16 protein-coding genes are annotated in these 17316 nt (G+C 52.2%); 5 read left to right on the plus strand and 11 right to left on the minus strand.

Features of this window, described 5'->3' with window-relative positions; all coding sequences use genetic code 11:
- The first annotated feature begins 662 nt into the window (after positions 1-662).
- The gene (locus tag SOJ49_RS13635; RefSeq protein ID WP_369855046.1) at positions 663-1046 is read left to right on the plus strand and encodes a hypothetical protein; all 384 of its coding nucleotides are present in this window, start codon (positions 663-665) and stop codon (positions 1044-1046) included.
- A gap of 152 nt (positions 1047-1198) precedes the next feature.
- Here the strand turns inward: SOJ49_RS13635 and SOJ49_RS13640 are convergent, their stop codons facing one another.
- The 3 genes from SOJ49_RS13640 to SOJ49_RS13650 all read right to left on the minus strand — a co-directional run bounded on the left by SOJ49_RS13640 (position 1199) and on the right by SOJ49_RS13650 (position 4605).
- A complete protein-coding gene (locus SOJ49_RS13640; protein WP_369855047.1) occupies positions 1199-2533 on the minus strand; it encodes a ferric reductase-like transmembrane domain-containing protein in 1335 nt (444 codons plus the stop codon).
- A gap of 166 nt (positions 2534-2699) precedes the next feature.
- Positions 2700-3365, minus strand: a complete 666-nt coding sequence (locus SOJ49_RS13645) for a DsbA family oxidoreductase (RefSeq protein WP_369855048.1) — start codon at positions 3363-3365, stop codon at positions 2700-2702.
- Positions 3366-3498: 133 nt separating this feature from the next.
- Complete coding sequence (locus SOJ49_RS13650) at positions 3499-4605, minus strand: peptidase C39 family protein (RefSeq protein WP_369855049.1); 1107 nt, start codon at positions 4603-4605, stop codon at positions 3499-3501.
- 384 nt (positions 4606-4989) lie between these two features.
- On the opposite strand from SOJ49_RS13650, the gene SOJ49_RS13655 reads away from it, so the two are divergent.
- Entirely contained in the window at positions 4990-6465 is a 1476-nt protein-coding gene (locus SOJ49_RS13655; RefSeq protein ID WP_369855050.1) for a RimK family protein, read from the plus strand.
- A gap of 77 nt (positions 6466-6542) precedes the next feature.
- Here SOJ49_RS13655 and SOJ49_RS13660 read toward each other — a convergent pair whose 3' ends face one another.
- The 7 genes from SOJ49_RS13660 to SOJ49_RS13690 form a co-directional block, all read right to left on the minus strand.
- Positions 6543-7067 (minus strand): cytochrome b, encoded by a 525-nt coding sequence (locus tag SOJ49_RS13660; RefSeq protein WP_369855051.1) that lies wholly within the window; start codon positions 7065-7067, stop codon positions 6543-6545.
- Positions 7068-7205: 138 nt separating this feature from the next.
- Positions 7206-8792 (minus strand): DUF1501 domain-containing protein, encoded by a 1587-nt coding sequence (locus SOJ49_RS13665; protein WP_369855052.1) that lies wholly within the window; start codon positions 8790-8792, stop codon positions 7206-7208.
- A gap of 24 nt (positions 8793-8816) precedes the next feature.
- Positions 8817-10688, minus strand: a complete 1872-nt coding sequence (locus tag SOJ49_RS13670; RefSeq protein WP_369855053.1) for a DUF1800 family protein — start codon at positions 10686-10688, stop codon at positions 8817-8819.
- A 104-nt stretch (positions 10689-10792) separates the two neighbouring features.
- Positions 10793-11914 carry an ATP-NAD kinase family protein gene (locus SOJ49_RS13675; protein WP_369855054.1) on the minus strand — a complete coding sequence of 374 codons (1122 nt, stop codon included), beginning with the start codon at positions 11912-11914 and terminating at the stop codon, positions 10793-10795.
- 28 nt (positions 11915-11942) lie between these two features.
- On the minus strand, positions 11943-13076 hold the full coding sequence (locus SOJ49_RS13680) for a phospholipase A (RefSeq protein WP_369855055.1): 1134 nt from the start codon (positions 13074-13076) through the stop codon (positions 11943-11945).
- A 147-nt stretch (positions 13077-13223) separates the two neighbouring features.
- Positions 13224-13673 carry a hypothetical protein gene (locus SOJ49_RS13685; protein WP_369855056.1) on the minus strand — a complete coding sequence of 150 codons (450 nt, stop codon included), beginning with the start codon at positions 13671-13673 and terminating at the stop codon, positions 13224-13226.
- Between the two features lie 257 nt (positions 13674-13930).
- Positions 13931-14077 carry a hypothetical protein gene (locus SOJ49_RS13690; RefSeq protein WP_369855057.1) on the minus strand — a complete coding sequence of 49 codons (147 nt, stop codon included), beginning with the start codon at positions 14075-14077 and terminating at the stop codon, positions 13931-13933.
- Between the two features lie 116 nt (positions 14078-14193).
- Here SOJ49_RS13690 and SOJ49_RS13695 point away from each other — a divergent pair, with 116 nt between their 5' ends.
- The 3 genes from SOJ49_RS13695 to SOJ49_RS13705 all read left to right on the plus strand — a co-directional run bounded on the left by SOJ49_RS13695 (position 14194) and on the right by SOJ49_RS13705 (position 16209).
- Positions 14194-15396: an MFS transporter gene (locus SOJ49_RS13695; RefSeq protein ID WP_369855058.1), complete on the plus strand. Its 1203-nt coding sequence runs from the start codon at positions 14194-14196 to the stop codon at positions 15394-15396.
- 253 nt (positions 15397-15649) lie between these two features.
- Complete coding sequence (locus tag SOJ49_RS13700) at positions 15650-15907, plus strand: type II toxin-antitoxin system Phd/YefM family antitoxin (RefSeq protein ID WP_369855059.1); 258 nt, start codon at positions 15650-15652, stop codon at positions 15905-15907.
- On the plus strand, positions 15895-16209 hold the full coding sequence (locus SOJ49_RS13705) for a type II toxin-antitoxin system RelE/ParE family toxin (protein WP_369855060.1): 315 nt from the start codon (positions 15895-15897) through the stop codon (positions 16207-16209). The genes SOJ49_RS13700 and SOJ49_RS13705 overlap by 13 nt, the downstream gene beginning before the upstream one ends.
- A gap of 433 nt (positions 16210-16642) precedes the next feature.
- Here SOJ49_RS13705 and SOJ49_RS13710 read toward each other — a convergent pair whose 3' ends face one another.
- Positions 16643-17302 carry a hypothetical protein gene (locus SOJ49_RS13710; RefSeq protein ID WP_369855061.1) on the minus strand — a complete coding sequence of 220 codons (660 nt, stop codon included), beginning with the start codon at positions 17300-17302 and terminating at the stop codon, positions 16643-16645.
- Between the last annotated feature and the right edge of the window lie 14 nt (positions 17303-17316).

A 17316-nucleotide genomic window follows, 5' to 3' on the forward strand; every position in this document is an offset into this window, starting at 1 on the left:
GCCTATTCACAAGCGTTGATAAAACGTTCTTATTCGTTATAGCTGATTGATAATTTTTGACACCAAGAGATTCAGCAGCAGCTGATATATAGCCTAATCATTGCCACAGGAATACATCAAAATGCCAACAACAAGACAAATTAAAATCATTCTTATTTATAAAACACCTTCGACGATTTTTATTTCGTCCGACATCTTTCAAATCAAACAATAAAAAAGTCACAAAATAAGTCTTTTAGACTCTGTTTTTTGTAAAAACTATCGAGTTAATCACAAAAATAAACATTACATTTACGTTACTACCGTATAATCAATCCATTCATGATCACACATAATTATCCGGCAAGGCAGGATTCCCTGACTTGTCCAAAGCACTTATTCAACGCGAATTTATTACTCTATGAAATATCTGGCACCTTCTGCTTTAACGATCTCTCTGCTCTTCCCACTGTTATCACAAGCCGCAACATTGACAATTCCTGAAGCGGAATACCTGACCGGCAGCCTGTGTATGCTGTCACAACGGATGGCCAAGGATTACATGGCGATTGGCGCAGGCATGGGAGCACTACCGTAACAACATTATCTCACCGCCAAGTCAGGCCAAAGCCATCTCCATCATCAAGGAAAGTGAAGAGCTGCTAGCGATTTGAGACAGCGCGGTGGCATTCATTGCACATCAATCCAACTCGCCCATCGCCCAGTTGGTTGAAGTTTCTGAGCACGGCACCACACTGACCCAGAAAATTGCCAAGTATTATTTTGCCTTGTACTGGAACGTTGACGGCAAAACCCTGAAACAGGATTTCGACAAGTCGGTAAAAGAATTTGATGATTCTCTCAATTCACTGACGACTTCCAGCTCCAATACCACCGAGATATCGGCGGCACTGGCCAAGGTAAAGTCACAATGGAAATTTTCGAATTCCGGTTTCAAGCTGGATGAACAAGGCCATTTTGTACCAACGGTTATTTCGGTCACCAGTGAGTCTATCTTTAATAAAATGTCCGCCGTGGCGATTATGTACGAAAAGCTGGCCGACTAGAGCTGTAGTCGTTTTTTATTAACGTATTTATTTTTAAAGGTGTGTATCAATTACATTTTGACACACCGGATTATCAAGGCGGGCGAACAGCCCGCCTTCTCCATTGGGCTGTCGTCATCCACTTTGGTGTGGTCAAAGATGGCTCGATAACACTATCGCATAGCAAACATTTCTTGATGGAAGCGGCCTGCATTCATACCAGCGGCTGTCAGCTCACGGTTAAGTTGCTGTCCAAAGGCTGCCGGGCCACAAAACCAGACACTGGCTTGCTGCCATTCTGGCACCTCTTCCATAATCTGTTGCGCCGTCAAACGCTTGTCTTGCCCGGAGAGCACCAGGTGCAGCTCCACACAGGCATCACGGGCATCGCTTATCAACTTGTCGAGTGCCTGTTCATCAACGTCAGCCGTCGTATGATAAAGATCAATCGATTGCTTGCCGGGCAGCTGTTGCAGTTGTTTCATTCGTGCAATAAACGGCGTAATGCCAATGCCCGCCCCTATCCAGATCTGACGCGGACGATCATCTTCAAAGTTGAAACACCCATACGGGCCTTCTACCGAGACCGGCAAACCGGGTTCCAGGTAATCCATCATCTGAACGGTGTGATCACCCAGCGCCTTACTGATAAACACCAGACAGGGATCAGCCGGATTCCAGGCAGAGGCAATGGTAAAGGGGTGAGGCGCTTCATCCGCACGGCTTTTCAGAAAAGCAAACTGTCCGGCGCGGTGTCCCGGCCACCCATGATCCGGGCAGATACGGGTTTCTATCGTCTTCATATCCGGGTAGCGAATCACACTGTCGATATGACCTGCAACCGTACGACGCTTGCCCACCCGGCCTGCCAAAATCCACACAGCCGATAGCGTCCCAGCCAGAATCAGCAGTGCCAACAACCAGCCAATCGGCTGTGACCAATATTCAAATTTGATCAGCACTACCGCGTGAAACACCAATGCGAGGTACGCCACTGCGATCAGGGTATGAGTCTTTTTGAACCAGTGATACGGAAAGCGCTTGATCAATGCCAGTACCATCAACAAGGCGGCACCATAAAAAGCCCATTCACCCACTTGCTCGGCCAATTCGCGCACACTGTTGAATGCCCCTTCAATCAGCCCTGGCGTTTGCTCTGGCCGAGCTCCTCGTTGTGGTCGTTCCAGCCAGCCCCAACCCACCATCCATTTGGTGCCCTGGGCAAACCACCAGTGCAGCACCGCTGTCACCAGGGCCGTAATACCCAGCCATTTGTGTAACCGGTACATTTTATCCAGGCCATTCAGTCGTGCTTCCAACCAGGAAGATCGCACCGCCAATACCATGGCCAGGCTCATCACTGCCATGGCAATCGCTCCGCTGTACTGAATAAACACCGCGCGGAATGAGAAATAGCTAAAGGGTTCGGGTAACAGGGAGTCGGCCAGCAACCACAACAGGGTGATGGCCAATAGCAAGCCGAGGTACAGGCGGGTGGCAGATTTCATATTGTTTTCCATGCTCAGATGATTCACAAGGACATTCAGAGCCGGGTAATAGCCAGCTCAATGTCTATCTGTGAATTCTGCACGGAAGAAGGTTAACAATGGGTTAATATCGCCAGAAAAACCGGGATTTAACGCGTCAGCTCAGATCTGAACACAACGATGTCGGTTAATTAATAGCTTCAGACATCCTCACCACATCCCGAATAACTTTTTTCAGCGTTTCCTCCGGCTGCCCACCCGACACCAAATGGCTGCCATTAAATATCATCGCCGGAACAGAACTGATGCCCTGTTGTTGCCAGTGTTGCTCGGCATCCAGTACGTCATCCGCGTACTGATTACTTTCCAGTACGGTTCGGGCGGCAGCGCCATCCAGCCCGACCTGTGTTGCGATACCACACAGCAGATCAATATCATCCGGGTTTTGATTGTGAGTAAAGTAGGCCAACAGTAACGCTTGTTTTAACGCCAGCTGGTCACTCTCACCTTGCAACCCGGCCCAGTGCAACAACCGGTGAGCTTTGAAGGTATTCCATTTTTTACTGTCGTCACGAAAGTCAAAAACAAACCCGACATCCTGGCCCCGTGCGGTAATCTGCGCCTGGCTTGCGGCAACCTGCTCCGGACTGATACCGTATTTGCTCGACAGATACGGCACTACGTATTCGCCGTCACTGCCCATGTCGGGTGTCAGCTCAAAGGGATGGAAATGAATGGTTGCATCGACTTCATCGCCCAACTGTTGCAGCGCCCGAGTCAGACTGGCGAGGCCAATGGCGCACCAGGGACAGACAACATCAGAGACAAAATCGATGGTTAACGGCTTGGACATGACGATTCCTTTATTCTGGCGGGCGACCTTGCACATACCTTCAGTATGTCGGTTGTGGCAGCACTTGCCCAGCCTGCGAGCAGCAACACTCTGCAACACTCTATTATTCCAACCTTGCCGGAACTGAATCGTGTTACAGCGCACGCGACAGTACCAGTGTGCACTTCAGCCGCTGACGCCCGAACGACGCCATATGAATAAATTCATCATGCCGGATTGGAACATCGATAAAGTCAGTGCTGCTTTGGCCTTCTTCCTTCTCAAAATCCGGATCGGTCAAGTACACATAGTCCTCATCGGCAAAGGTCACCACCACCCAGTGCGGTGCCCGATTGCGGTTCAAGCGCCAGGTACTGATCAGGCAAACCAGTACCTCACCTTGTTGTAGATGCTGGCGTAATTGTTCCAGTGTCAGCGACTGTTCGACCAGGGTCACGGTGGTATCGGCCAGCCGCTCAACAAAATCCTGATGCACCAGTTCAATCACCGCTTTTTTGTGATCACCCCGTACACCATCGATAAAAGGCACACCGTTATGACTGACGTACAAACGTACCTGGGCACCGCGCTGGTAGGCACTGAGCGCCAGTCCATGGGGCGAGCAGCCTCCATGACCCGTAGTCATAAAAATGGTGGTGGCCTCGCGCCAGATTTGCAGCTCTTCCCGACGGCTCATCTGGTACTCCGGGTTCAGACTGTGTAAACCCATCATCAAACTGGCCGGGCCGCAGGTAAAATCCGTCGTCTGCTCGTAGTAGGTCGTGGGTCGCACAGGATTGCTGCGCTTGCGATACAACGCCTTTTCCATCCGCACACCATCATCACCATTGGCGTAATACTGCGGCAAACGAGCAATGGTTTTAAAACCAGTTGCCTTGTAAAGCTGGCAGGCGACGGTATTACATACGCTGACTTCCAGGCGTACAAACGCACAATCGTGTTGTTCAGCCGTCTGCTCGGCCACCGCCATCAACTGTTGGCCCAGCCGCTGGCCCCGAAACCGCAACGCCACCGCCAACGAATACACACGGGCCAGCCAGGTTCCCCGACGGTATAACACCAGCACATACCCGGCCATTTCACCGGCCTGCTCGGCAACCAGTACGCTGGCATGGGCATGACGAATAAAATGGCGAAAACTGCGGCGCGATAATTGGTCGGTGGTAAAGGTGCTGTTTTCCAGCATTACCAGCTGAGCCAGATCAGCTTCAACAGCAGGACGAATCAAAAAGTCGGTCATTATGGAATCCGAGAGAAAACAGCGTCATACCACCAACCAATACTTGAATGTATGAGGTGTATCTAAAAATATCGCGCGATGAGCCATGAAAAACACAGCAACAAGCAAGAACAAAGCGCCATGTACAGATGATAGATGAGCATTAAGCGCCGAGGTGTAGCGCCATTGTTGCAAACACTCTGGTTTTGAATTCAGGTTTGAAATCTGCCCGACAGTCTGACACTGGTGCTCTCCAGGTAACATCAGAATTTCTTGCTCTACAAAACAAGAAAATTTCGTTATACGTCGCAGGCGGCAGGCCTCACCATGCGCCACCGTTACGGTATTCCCGTCTGTTCGCCATCAGCTTTTCACCATCATTCATATTCCTGAGGACCATGTGCCATGCCTGCGTATTACGTCGTTGTTGATGACCTGAACGACTGGGCACCCTACTTCCCTAGTAAAGACGTTATTTCGTTCGAACAATACCTGGCGTTGCCTACCGAGACCTCGGACAACAAGGTGCGGGTTATCAACTGCTGTCGCAACAGCCACGCACTTGGCCGTGGCTACTATGCGTCCTTGCTGGCAGAAGCCCGAGGCCATCACATCATTCCGTCCATTACGGTATTTAATGATGTACGCCGTAAAGCCCTGACCTCATTGCAGCTGGAAGGATTGGAGCAGACCATCGACAAACTCGCTCGGCAACTGGACGACAGTGGCACCGAGCTGGTATTTCGGCTGTTTTTCGGCAGAACCCCGATCAGTGCCTTGGCACCGTTAGGCAAACAATTGTTTGAGCGTTTTGCCGCGCCGATTCTGGAAGTGCGCTTACGCAAGCAAACCAGCTGGACCGTCGACCGAATTCGAGTACTGGCGTTGGGCGATCTTAAAACCGAACAGGATCAAACCGATTTTGCCGATGCGGTCGATCAGTACTCCAACCTGCTGTGGCGTAAGCCTCGTACTCGCAAGCGTTACCGCTTTGATCTGGCCATGCTGGTGAACCCGGACGAAGCAATGCCGCCCAGCGATAGAAACGCCATCGCCCGCTTTGTACGGGCTGGCAAGCGCCTGGGCATCAACGTCTCGCTGATCGGTAAAAAGGATTACATGCGCCTGCCAGAATACGACGGCCTGTTTATCCGCGAGACCACCAACATCGACCACCATACCTACCGCTTCGCCAAAAAAGCCGAAGCCGAAGGCCTGGTTGTCATGGACGACCCGACATCGATATTACGTTGTACCAACAAGGTGTACCTCGCCGACTTGCTCAAGACACATCGTATTGGCACCCCTGCGACTCGAATCATCAGCCAGCAATCCGAAGCCATATTACAGGATCTTGAACAGTCGTTAGGCTTTCCGATGGTTTTGAAAACACCCGACGGGTCGTTTTCACGTGGCGTGATCAAGGTCAGTGATCGCAAGGAACTGGAAACAGGGCTGAAACAGCTGCGGCAAAAATCCGCACTGGTACTGGCTCAGGAGTACATGTTCACCGACTACGATTGGCGTATTGGCGTACTGAACAACAAGCCACTGTTCGCCTGCCGTTACTTTATGGTGAAGGATCACTGGCAGATTTACCAACACCACACTGGCTCAGTGGATTCTGGCGGTTTTGAAACCATGCCGACCTATGATGTCCCGCGTGATGTACTGGATATCGCCCTGCGCGCCACTCGCCTGATTGGTGATGGCCTCTACGGTGTCGACATCAAGCAAAGCGGCAGCCGGGTGGTGGTTATTGAAGTGAACGACAACCCCAGTATCGACAGCGAAGTGGAAGATCTGTCACTCGGAGCAGCGCTTTACCACGAGATTATGGCGGAATTTCTGCGCCGCATGGAAGACCGGTATCGCGGCTAATCGCGGAGATAATGGATCAGACGACATCACATCGCCTGATCCGTTATTCACCCGTCACCCGCTCCGTCACCCAAGTATCACAACATCCGTTTCAGGGTGTCATCCTTGAGTTTGAAGTGATGGAACAACGCTGCGCCAATGTGCGCCAGCAACAGCACAATCAACACCTTCGAAGTGATACCGTGCACCGCACCCAGCACTTCATGTATGTCCTTACTCTCTCCCATCAGCGTTGGTAAACCCAGACCAAACAGCGCCACCTCGTGACCACCGGCCTGAGACATCAAAATACCGCTGAGCGGCATAATCAACATGCACAAATACAGCAACCCCTGCAGCGCCTTGGCCTTGATCACATCCTTGCGGCTCAACTCAGGCAACGCATCCACCGGGTTGGTAAACCGAGAGATAAAGCGCAGCACCAGCACAATCAACAACAGCACACCAAACGACTTGTGCAAGCCCAGCAACTCGAACTTCTCCGGGCCCTTCTCCATATCCTCCAGCGTCATCCCAACCGCCAGCAGACCAAAAATCAACAGGGCCGAACCCCAGTGAATCACCTTGCTAATCAGGTTATAGCTGCGAATTTCAGTATTCATAAAGGCTATCCATTGTTATGTCATCAATCATCAGAGGACATTATACGGTCGCAACCTTAACCGAAGATGAACAGGATCAGTATCCGCGCAGGTTTTGTAGCAACAGGGGCTTCAATATGATTCCGTTGCCAGCAGCTCCTATGTATTTTTCATCAAAGGCAGCCAGGCCGATGCCACAGAGTCAGAAGCCTGAAAATTGGTCAAATGGGGGAATAAATGGATCATGTCTGACGCCGCAACACCAAACCAGTTTGCCAGTGCAGCCAGCGTTTGTTCATTCGCCAGGCCAGGAATCATCCGACCTCGGTTGTCTGGTACAGACTGTAAGCTATCGACCCGCAAATCCGGCATAGCACCATAAATACCGGCGTTGACGGCTCCGCCGACAACAAACTGCTGCCCACCCCAAGCGTGATCCGTACCATCGCCATTGTTCTGCAAGGTTCTGGCAAAATCAGACTGGCTGTACAATGTGACCTTGTCTTCCATACCCAACGCCCGAATCGCCTGCTGAAAGTGCCAGACTGACAGACTCAGATTACGTAGCAACAAGGGATGCTTGTTCGCTTGCTGGGCATGGGTATCAAAACCCCCCATAGATACAAAAAAAATCTGCCGCCGCAAACCCTGCCGTTTGCCAATTTCAACCATGCGGACAACGGTTTCCAACTGACGCAGCAACCCAACAGGCAACCGGTCATCCAGGCCTATCAGTCCCTGATCCGGCATACTGAATAAGGGTTCGCCATAACTACCGGTCAACGAGGAATAATCATGGGTATTTTGCCATTCAGCATTCAACCGCGTCAGCATTTCCATGGTCGTTTGCTGGCGGCTGGCAAACAGTTGCTCAAACAGATCTCGACGCGGCAAGGTATTTAACGCATTCAGAACGTCAGCCCGACGCCGCTCATTGGCTGGGCCGGTCTGATTGATGGAGTCCATTTTGAGTGGCTTACCAGCGGGCAAGACGCGTTCAGGAGCCGATTGTGAGGCAAACATCGGCTTTCGCCCTCCTAACGCCATGTTCATACCGAACAAATGAGCATGATCGATGCCATTGACAGACCCCGACTGCCACAGGTCGGCTAATCGACCAGCCCAACCCAGCGACTCATGAGCGGTGCCATCGGCGGTCGCCAGATAACGCTGCTGATGATTGTGGGCGAACAGAAAGGACGGCAAGATGCCTGATTCGTATTGTTGACGATCCACAGGCTCTACCAGCACCCCGGAATTGACCACCCAGGCCAGTCTGTTGTGTTGCTGCAATCGCGCCAACTCAGGAGCACAGCCATTCACTGACCACTGTTTGTCTACCTTGTAAAGACCCTTGAGATAACTTGCGGCGGCATCTTTCTGATGATATGGATTGGCTGCGGCTCTGCCAACCTGACCCGTAGAAATCTCAAGCGATTGCTGTTTGACCGCCAGCCCCGCACGGCGGGATGCATAGGTCTGATAGCCAAACCCCTCTTCAACTTCGCTGCCTTCGTTGGCTGATGGGATCAGCAAATTCCAGGAATCATTACCACCATACAAAAACAGGCATATCAAGGCCTTATAGTCTTTACCCGCCGGTAAGCGTGGTCCAACATCGGCATGACTGGAGTTCCCCCAGGAGCGACTCATGACTCCAGCACCTGCTGCTGTCAATAACCCGGTAGCGCCCGCCCGTTGCAGAAAATGACGGCGTGACCAGCAGGGGTGTCGTTTATCTGCCATTTCAGCGGCTCCTTCCTGTGGTGATTAATGCTGAACCCAGTATTCCGGCATCATCGCCAGCAACCGAATACTGTCTTCGAGAATCTGCAGCGCTTCCTGCTGAGGTTTCTTGTCATATTGAGGCACCATCAGATACTCAGTCAGTCGAATTCGGGCTTGTTCCGGCATTGGCTGTCCCAGCATCTGTAATTCCAGTTCATCCAATAGCGCATCCAGAGCCCGACGACGGGCCACCATATCGGTATTCAGACGCAAAAAATCTCCATTACTGTCGTTCTCCAACGCCAGCTCCAGCCGTTGTAACCAAGGACCAGTATCCACCAGCAGGTTGATAGACTGATTTCTGCGTTCATTGTTGATTTTTCTGGTAAAGCCCTGACCTCGAATATCCAGCGATTGAATATCATTACGAACCAATACCTGTCGCACGATATTACTGAAACTGGTCAAGGATTCGACATCCAGAATTTCGGCTTCCGGCGCAACCCACTGTTGCTCCGCAAAGCCCGCAGTAGAAGGCTGATAGTCGGCGGAATAAAAATTGAATACGGAGGGAGAGCGGTAAGCGTTCTGGCCAATATTCAGATCTCTAAACCAGATAACATCGAGCATCTGGCCGCCATGGGCAGATTTCCATGGTTCTGCAGGCTGAACCTTGAGCATTCTTAACAACCCCGCCAACGCCAGTACTGGTTCTTTCAGTTTTTCTGCACCCGCGGCCGGATTACGCGCTTCTGGGTCAAGCAAAATTGTCCGTACCAGCGCCTTCATATCTCCCCTCACACCCTTGCCATTGTCATTAAAGACGGCACTGACGCGACCAATATAGGCGGCCGACGGATTGGAGGATACCAGCCGCTGGATCATGTGTTTACTGACAAAAGGCCCCACATTCGGATGAGCAAACAGAATATCCAGTGCTCGCTCGATATCCGCCTTGCCAGAGAGTTTGGCCTCGATCGGTTTTCCCAATAACACCTTGCTGCCAAAATCGTGAAATTCCTTGGTAAATTCCAGCGGCTCAATAACCTGAATGCGACGCTGGTTTTTACCGCCGTATTTGAGATTACCGACCAGATCCCAACCTGTTAAAACTCTGGCCAATGCCATTACATCAGTTTGGGTATAAGAAGGTACTGGATTACCTTGGCCGTCTGGCTGGATCGAACCGTCCGGATTCAACCGGTACAACCCAATTGAAAACAGTTGCATCAGCTCGCGCGCATAATTTTCATCTGGTGAGGTTTCAGTTTTCGGGTTCGCTTTGCGATTACCCTGATGCGAAAGGTAAATACCCATTGCTGGAGAATACGTCACTGCTGACAGCAACTCACGATAATTACCAAACGCGTACTTGAGCAACAAATCGTTGTATGCCGCCAAGCCTTCTGTTCTCAGATGTAAGGGTGGTTCACTCACCGACACCACCAACAGCTGGCTCAATGCAAAAGCTACCCGCTGACGCAACTGATCAGGAGCAGTCAACGCTTGCTCCCACCAGGCCGATTGCTGGAAATCCCGAACCCGGTACACCGCCTGAGAATTAAACATGGATGTTTCGAACCAATTGCGTGCAGGGTCTTCCATCAGCGCCAATTGAATAGTGCGCTGTAGCTGGCTGTACTTTTGCGGCATCGCCAATTGCTCATCCACCCAGTGCTCCACCCCTGCGGACATTACCTCGGCAATACTGACCGGCCCTGGGCCAAAACTGGCTTGCTGCAAGATACGGATGGCCTCCACTCGACCCGCTTGCGCATTCTCCGCTTCAACCATCGCAGCAAACAGCAAACAACTACTAAGACAAAACCACTGGATTGATACACGCACGTGATGGCAGACGTCTGATCGCTGATACCTGTAGCGATTGATATTGATGCGTGCGGGAGTAGCCATCCATTGATTCCCTCAGGAGCGTTAAAAACAGATGGGACGACATCAAGGTACAGAGGTTCCCAACCCAAGAAACAGAATGGCACCTGTGTCTCTTTACTCTATGATCACCCCACCGGATACAAAATGCGGTCCTGGTAACCGGTCAGAATTTCCATGGTGCCAGCCCAGTCAGTATCAAACCGACTATCGCCGCTATCGATCACCAGGGGGCGGCCCGCCAGCGCGGTGATTTTGGTTTTGGTGGAGACCAGGTTGATGTTGTCGCGGCCAATACGAGTCAGCACCGTGACGCTGAACTGCTGGTTGCCGCGACCGATAATATGACCCTGCCCGCCCATCACGCTCAGTACCGCCTGGCGAATCGGGTAGTTATCCAGCAGGGCCAGAATGCCCTGCTCATTGAGGTCGCAACCAACCAGTTGGCCATCGAGAATCGCATCCACACCGAGCAGCGTCCCTTCCAGGCCCATATCGGCCATAATGGCCTGAGTGGTTTTGCCAGAGCCCAGCAGATAGAGACAACCGTCTTCCATTTCCTGTTGCAACGTCGCGGCGATGTCGGCCAGCACCAGTTCTTCTACTTCGGCACCGCCCTGTTTGACGGCCTGAATAAAGTGACCCACCACAGGCACGCGCATGTCGCCATAGTGCCTGGCTCGAACAACACCACGACGGAAGGCGTCTTCGTCCAGGTCTCGCACTTCAGACTCCCGAATGCCCACTAGCCCACCCTTCACCAGCTGGCAAATCACTTCTGCGCTGGCCACCGGAGTGATGCCATATACCCCTGAATGAATCTTGACCCCGGCCGGAATGCCCAGCACCGGCAGCGTGTTGTCAACCACGCTGCAGATGTCTCTGGCCGTGCCGTCGCCGCCAGCAAACAGCAGCACATCCAGCGCTTCCTTCAACATCAAACGGGCTGCTTCGAGGGTATCTTCACGACAGGTTTGATTGGCGGCAACCAGGGTAAGATCAAGCACCGTGCAAGGCAGCCCGGCTTGTTCCAGCCAGATGGCCCCCATCTCTCCGGGACAGGTGACAAATTCACACTGATCCTGGAGTGGAACCAGCAACTTCAGCGCCTGCAAGGTGCGTAGTCCGGCTTTTTTTTCAGCCCCTAGCGCCAATGCGCGGGATACAGTGGCTGCGCCATCACTGCCCTTCAGGCCTACAGCCCCACCAATACCCGCCAGTGGATTGACGATCAGCCCCAATCGAATCATGTTGTACCCGCAGCGATAAAAACGGCGATTATAACCAATCTGTCAACTTGATCCCGATGCCAAAGCGTTCTTGCCAGCGATTGTAATCAATCAGGCTGTCGCCATAGCCGTTAAAATATTGCACAAAGCCCTTGAGCGTGTGCGTGAGTGGAAAAGTCAGACCGATTTCTATGGCACCACGGTTATTGTCTACATCCAGGTTATTACGCAGCATCACTGCCAGTGACTTTTTGCCATAGACCCGCATGTAATTCAGTTCACCATAGCCAAGATAATCTTCAATATCCGGGTTGTCGTTGTCGGAAGGATCATACGGATCGGCCTTTTTGCCTTCGGGAATACGCCACCAGACCCTGCCGAACCAAATGCCGTGAGAAAAGACCGACGCCCCCTCAACGATGACCCGGTTCCAGCTGCGTGACAGTGAACTGGTCTGACCATTGGACTGGTGATTCAGGCCAATACCGGCGTGATCCAGCCAGGAAATACCGGGTTGCCACGAGTAGATAATCTCCGGCTCGTGATTGGTCTCCCGGAAGGGTTTGGATATTTTTGAATTGTAGGCCTGCCAGTAGGAACGGTTGGTATAAGCAATTTCAAGCCGATCAAACTTGGTCAACAGCCCTTGTAGCAATTCGTATTTGATACTGAACTGCATAATCGCTTCTACATGACTGAAACCACCATCGTACGATTCTTCACCACCAGAATAATGATCCACCAGTTGTTCCACATCCCGGTTGTTCGGGCTGCTTTGGTAACTGAATGGCATCACATAATTAGGCCGATGCGGTAACAGCACGTGCGGGCTGTTGGCCGCCAGCGCTTCGACCTGACGCTTGCGTATCATCTGCGGATAATACTGACGGATGGCAGGTTTGAATTCCTCCGGTGAAATCATTTCGATATCGACGGTTTCGGTCTGCAGCGGTTCATCTTCCAGCAACGGGGTCTCTTCCTGCTCTGGCTTTTCAGCCTGCCACAGTGTGGCAGCCGTTTCAGGCCCCCCGGTTTCCGCATCACCTTGACCCGCTTGAGAATCTCCTTGAGGAACACCAGCAGTTTCCGAACCGGATGCCGGGGCACTACTGTCAGACGGGCTAACGTCTGTTGCCGCCAATAGCCGGGAGCTGTCCAGCAAAGCCAGAACCAGTGTAAACACTGGCAATATTCGGCGCGATCGGACAGCAAAAACAGGGAGAGTAGCAATCACATGAGTTACCGGTAGGGAGTGGATGGCATCTGTATGGTAGTTCAGCCCTCCTTCCATCTCCATCCTTTATCAAGCCTGAACCAGACACCGACAGGCTTACAGCAATAAACCATCAGCCTCCAGATACGGCGTCCGTTGAGACTGGTATTCATTTTTACAGTGCGGGCAAATACGCACATCTTTTTTCAGAATACGGTTATGCAAATGAAACAGCTTCTGATCCCCCTCCCAACAATAAGAACAGAACGGCTGACCATACACCTTGCCATCACGACTTTTGTAATAGCCATCGCCACGACGGCGCAACTGGGCCTTGGTATGCAACAACTCCCCCATGGCCTTGAGTTCCGCATCCTTATCTTGTAGATGCGCTTGCAAGATACCCAATTCCATCTTGGCTTCCGACACCGCTCCTGCCAGCTCAGCCAAACTGGTTTTCATCTCGATTTTTTCCAGCACAAAACCGGACTCACGAATCCGCTGGCCGACCATTCCGGCCTGATTCAGGCTCCGCATAATGTCACTCAGACGCCCCTGACCTGCCATAATCTCACCTCATTTCTGACGCTGATAAATTCCTGCGCGCCAGAAAAACGTCAAATTATCGACTCTGACGGCACCATAAAGCTTTGTTTGCAGCTTCGATGCCAATAGCTTCGATGCCAATACCAGTGTTGCCAGGCACCGACCGTGGGAGCACAGCCTACGAGCCTGACAACAGGCCATTGCCAGATGAACGGTTGATACTTGAGGGGCCATCTATTTAATCCGGTGCCCGCCCTGGGCTTTCGGATGGTGTCGAATCACGAAGCCGGTTTGCAGGCCTGACGGGTCACGTCAACAACCGGCGACACCGAGTCGGAATCATCCGGCAGCCTGCGCAGAGCGAGGGTTGCCGCTATCCAGAGTGGTGTTGCCGAAGGTGAAAAGGACTCGTCATTTCGCGGCATTCGCCGCCTTGCCCTGATCACCGGCAACACTCGCGCAGAGTCGTGCAGGATTAAATAGATGTCCCCTTGAGTAATGCACCGTTAGACTCTCAGTCGACCTGCAACGAGATCCCTCCGTGTCCACATCGTCTCCATCATTACGACTATTACTCACCAGCCTTGTCTGGCCTGTTTACTTACCAGGGTTATTAACCGCCACCGCTCAAACCGCCATCCTGGTACTGCTGCCGCTGTACGTACTCGAACTCGGGTACAGCCCCTCCGTCGCCGCCCTGATGCTGGCAACCCGAGGGATTGGCCAGCTGGCAGGGGATATTCCCGCCGGTATCGTCGCTGGACGCTGGGGCGACAAGATTTGCCTGATGCTCGGCGCTGCCGCCTACGTTGTCGGCTACGGCCTGATGACGCTGACCGATGTGCCATTATTGCTGGGACTGGGCGGCGTGATCGCCGGGATGGGCATGTCATTTTCACTGATCGGCAGACAATCGTACGTCACCACCCGCACCCCGGTTCACCAACGGGGCCGGGCCATCTCACTGATGGCCGGAGCCATGCGCGTTGGCTCCCTGTTAGGCCCGGCACTGGGCGGCCTTGCGGCGGTCAAGTTTGGCTACCAGGCAACCTTTGTGGTGTTGGTACTGTTATGCCTGCTGTCGTTACTGATTGTATTTTTGTCGGCCGACCGTGGTGAACCAGAAGCCGATCGCACACCCCACAGCTTTATTGCCATTGTTCAGGTGCTGACAGATCACCGTCAGGCGTTTCTCAGTGCCGGATTGGCGATGATTTCGCTGCAATTCATGCGTGCTGGCCGAGTGGTATTATTGCCACTGGCGGGTAATGCCATCGGGCTTTCAGTCGCCGAGATCGGCCTGGTGGTCGCCGCTGCCGCCCTGATGGACAGCCTGATGTTTATTCCGGCGGGCATTATTATGGATCGCTGGGGACGCAAGGCCGCCGCCGCACCCAGCCTGTTGCTGTTTGCATGCGGACTCGCCGCCCTCGGCTGGGCAGACAGCTACCTGGGACTGCTACTCAGCGCCCTGCTCATCGGCTTTGCCAATGGCGTCAGTGCTGGCCTGGTGATGGTATTGGGTTCCGACTTTGCACCAGCCACCGGACGCGCCCGCTTTATGGGGGTCTGGAAACTGGTTTCCGATTCTGGCCAGGCGGCGGCACCACTGGCAATCAGTGCTCTTCTAACAGCCGGTAGTCTATTACTTTGCTCACAACTGATTGCCGCCACCGGGCTGATCGGGCTGTATGTGATGGCGTCCCGGATGAATGAAACCCTGATCAAAAAAAACGGCCCATAATCGGCTACAAGCAGACGGTCTGGCCCACGACAGTGCGGATAACTGACCAACCCCGAGAGGTACAAAATCCACTGGCTCAGGCTTAGGTTGACATACAGGGCAGACAGTCTGGAAGCGATAGAGGCATTATTGCCCTGGAATCAGATGCAAGAGTAGATGGGGTTAATGAAGCGGTTACCTACGTCTAGTTCAGATGGCAAGTCAAAAATCTGGGTGCTACTATAGTAGCACTTTGATTTTTGAGGGCAGAAGAATGAAGGTTGAATTGGTGACCACCCTAAAGAGGCAAGCTACTAAAATCCTTGCAGATCTACATACGTCTAAAGAGGCCGTTTTAATTACCGAACATGGCGAACCATCAGCCTATCTTGTGGATGTTCAAGACTACGAGTTTATGCAACGTCGGTTGACTCTGCTGGAAGCTCTTTCAAAAGGAGAAAGGGCGGTACTTGATAAAAAGACGTTGACTCATACCCAAGCTAAGGAGCGAATGGGTAAATGGCTAAAATAGTCTGGACGGAACCAGCTCTTGATCAGTTGGATGACATTGCCGAATATATTGCTGTAGATAAGCCGGATGCAGCAAGAGAACTTGTAGCTAGAGTCTTCAAAAAAGTAGACCGCTTGGAGCAGTTTCCGAACTCAGGGAGAGAGCCGCCAGAACTTCCTGACTCTATTTACCGAGAAGTTGTATGCAACCCATGCCGAGTTTTCTATAGGTGTGATGGAAATAATGTGCTTACCCTTCATCTCATGAGAGATGAGATGCAATTGAGGAAGTACTTACTGAGTGATGAGTATGGCAGCAGCTAATCGGCTAGCCGAGGGCCCTGTGTGTCAACCTAAGCCAGTGGATTTTGAGATGCCGTTTTATGCATGCCCCAACGCGGATGTCCCGTGACCGTGATATTGAGAAGCGGCAAAAAACCGGTTGGCGCGGCCCGCGTCTTTCTTGAGGATCGCTCTTATCACTCGCTGACGATTCGGGATATCTCTGCACAGTCGCGATGGTGAGTTATTATTTTGGCGGCAAGGCAAGGCTGGACTTTTTCGCGCTCTGATCCCGCTGGTCATTAATGTGACTTTCAGGTTGCTGATCGCCACTTTTCTGCTGCTGGGCTACTGCCTTGTCTGTATACAATTCTGCAAGATGTGCGCGGAAACTGAGCCATTGGGTCAACGGCCCAGTCCGCACACCGCTACGGTGATAACAGCATTCTTTCAGTCTGCCGTATAACCTGTTTGCTCAACGTGTGCGATGCTGCAATAGCAGACGGGCGTCCACTCCTTTGAACTTTTTTCTGGCACGTTCAATCGCTTGTGACAGGATGCGATCGGTGGCCACTGGCCCGAGCTGCTCACACATGGCGACATAAACCAGATTCAACAGTGTTTTTAATTCACCAAAATCGGGCGACAGCAAATTAGTGGACGACTTGCCTAAGGCCAGCATGGAAAACGCATACACCAGATCCGGCGTCACCCCACGTTGTTGCGCCTGTTCTTCAGCCTGCATCCGTACCTGCTGAACTTGCGCGGCTGGTACCTGGAGCATTAATTCTTGTACCACAGCGCTGAAACAGGGCATCCATTCGTGCGTATTGAGCGTAACCGGGTTGTCCAGTATGCCATTACGTTGCCGATAGGCTTCCATTTGCGAGATCGGGTCAGCCTTCAGGCCAGATGTCCCTCTCATCAGCAAGCCAATCAGATCACGATAAAGCTGTGATCGATTGGAGGCGATGGCATGCAAATCCCGACAGTCGTTAAAGAAGCCGTTCAACTCATACTGGGATTTCTGGGCATAGCCTTCTTCCCAGCGCCACATCACGTCCCAGAGCTCGTCGCCATCCAGTACTTCACTCAGTACGGTATACACCGCACGGCGTTTGGTATTGATATTCATCCGCACGCTCCATA

This window comes from Candidatus Thalassolituus haligoni, from assembly GCF_041222825.1.
GTDB lineage: Bacteria > Pseudomonadota > Gammaproteobacteria > Pseudomonadales > Oceanobacteraceae > Oceanobacter > Oceanobacter antarcticus.

What these genes read in the sequence shown, in the direction of transcription:
- SOJ49_RS13640 (WP_369855047.1), bottom strand. Translation starts at nt 2,533, where the DNA reads ATGAAATCTGCCACCCGCCTGTACCTCGGCTTGCTATTGGCCATCACC.
- SOJ49_RS13645 (WP_369855048.1), bottom strand. Translation starts at nt 3,365, where the DNA reads ATGTCCAAGCCGTTAACCATCGATTTTGTCTCTGATGTTGTCTGTCCC.
- SOJ49_RS13650 (WP_369855049.1), bottom strand. Translation starts at nt 4,605, where the DNA reads ATGACCGACTTTTTGATTCGTCCTGCTGTTGAAGCTGATCTGGCTCAG.
- SOJ49_RS13655 (WP_369855050.1), top strand. Translation starts at nt 4,990, where the DNA reads ATGCCTGCGTATTACGTCGTTGTTGATGACCTGAACGACTGGGCACCC.
- SOJ49_RS13660 (WP_369855051.1), bottom strand. Translation starts at nt 7,067, where the DNA reads ATGAATACTGAAATTCGCAGCTATAACCTGATTAGCAAGGTGATTCAC.
- SOJ49_RS13665 (WP_369855052.1), bottom strand. Translation starts at nt 8,792, where the DNA reads ATGGCAGATAAACGACACCCCTGCTGGTCACGCCGTCATTTTCTGCAA.
- SOJ49_RS13670 (WP_369855053.1), bottom strand. Translation starts at nt 10,688, where the DNA reads ATGGCTACTCCCGCACGCATCAATATCAATCGCTACAGGTATCAGCGA.
- SOJ49_RS13675 (WP_369855054.1), bottom strand. Translation starts at nt 11,914, where the DNA reads ATGATTCGATTGGGGCTGATCGTCAATCCACTGGCGGGTATTGGTGGG.
- SOJ49_RS13685 (WP_369855056.1), bottom strand. Translation starts at nt 13,673, where the DNA reads ATGGCAGGTCAGGGGCGTCTGAGTGACATTATGCGGAGCCTGAATCAG.
- SOJ49_RS13690 (WP_369855057.1), bottom strand. Translation starts at nt 14,077, where the DNA reads ATGCCGCGAAATGACGAGTCCTTTTCACCTTCGGCAACACCACTCTGG.
- SOJ49_RS13700 (WP_369855059.1), top strand. Translation starts at nt 15,650, where the DNA reads ATGAAGGTTGAATTGGTGACCACCCTAAAGAGGCAAGCTACTAAAATC.
- SOJ49_RS13705 (WP_369855060.1), top strand. Translation starts at nt 15,895, where the DNA reads ATGGCTAAAATAGTCTGGACGGAACCAGCTCTTGATCAGTTGGATGAC.
- SOJ49_RS13710 (WP_369855061.1), bottom strand. Translation starts at nt 17,302, where the DNA reads ATGAATATCAATACCAAACGCCGTGCGGTGTATACCGTACTGAGTGAA.